We start from the raw sequence: 1,081 nt of genomic DNA on the forward strand, positions 1-1,081 counted from the left end.
CGCAGTCGGACGCAGGCTTCGCCAGCTGCTACAGGATCGAGTCCGCCCAATGCCACAGGGATCTCAGCGTTTGCGGGGTTCAGCCGCCATCAGCATTTCCTTCGGCTGGACCTTCAGGTACGGATTGGCGCAGCCAATCTTCAGCCAGCGCGGCGGTGCCCAGCGCGAGTTGTTACCCACGCGATCGAGGATGCAATACGTCACTTCCAGCCGCAGGTCTTCGCCGGCTTCAAGAATGATCGCCGGCGGCACCCAGACCTGAATCGACTGGCCCACTTCGCTTGCCGTGAGCCGGGGCAAGTCCATGCGCACATCGCCCCAGCGCAGGGTGATTTCGTCGTCGACGGCCATGTTCAGGTAAGGCTCGATGGTCAACGGCACTCCGCGCTTGATCTGGTTTGGGTTGACCCCTTGGCGGCGGATAGTCTCGGGGATGCCCACGGGCGCCAGGCTTTGGTTTTCGTCGCCGCACTGGGCCGATGGCGGGCCGCCAGGGCAATCCAGTTTGATCTGGACATGCGTCGCCGGTGACAACGCGGGCCCTTGCCCAACCTGCATGACCTTGTAATGGATGCGTGCGCTACCGTTGGCAATGAAGCTTTCCGGCACTCGCAAACTGATCATTTCACCGACGTCGTCGGCGTCCAGCACGTGGGAAGCCACGTAGCAGTTGTCCCAGAACAGTTCGATCAGGTCGCCTGCGTCCATCCCGGGGTAGGGCGCCACGTCGATCATAAGATGAGCCGCCGAGATCATGTTGACGCCGGCCTTGTGCGATTGCGCCAGGGTCGGGGCCACAAGTTCGGATGTATTGGATGTGCTTGTCATGGGGTTTCTCCTTGAAGCCTTGCAGCGAAGTTCCGTTTCTGAAAGTTCAAAAGGCGTGCATTGTCCAGCAATAAATCGGCTTGTTATTTGAACGTTAAATAATGCTGAAGTGCAAAGCAGTACGCCTGTTGGTGACTAGATAAGAGCGAGCTTGAATAGCTGTCAATAGAACAAACTAGTTAAGTGTTGGATCTCCTGTTATTCAGAATATTCCTACATGCCGAAGTTAATATACCGCGGTGCACTGTCGAAC

At 57.4% G+C, this 1,081-nt stretch carries 1 protein-coding gene; it reads right to left on the minus strand.

Features of this window, described 5'->3' with window-relative positions:
• Positions 1–63 precede the first annotated feature (63 nt).
• On the minus strand, positions 64–828 hold the full coding sequence (locus AC1DRJ_RS29050; protein WP_477805164.1) for a hypothetical protein: 765 nt from the start codon (positions 826–828) through the stop codon (positions 64–66).
• Positions 829–1,081: the final 253 nt, after the last annotated feature.

Source organism: Pseudomonas sp. P5_B2 (assembly GCF_056400445.1).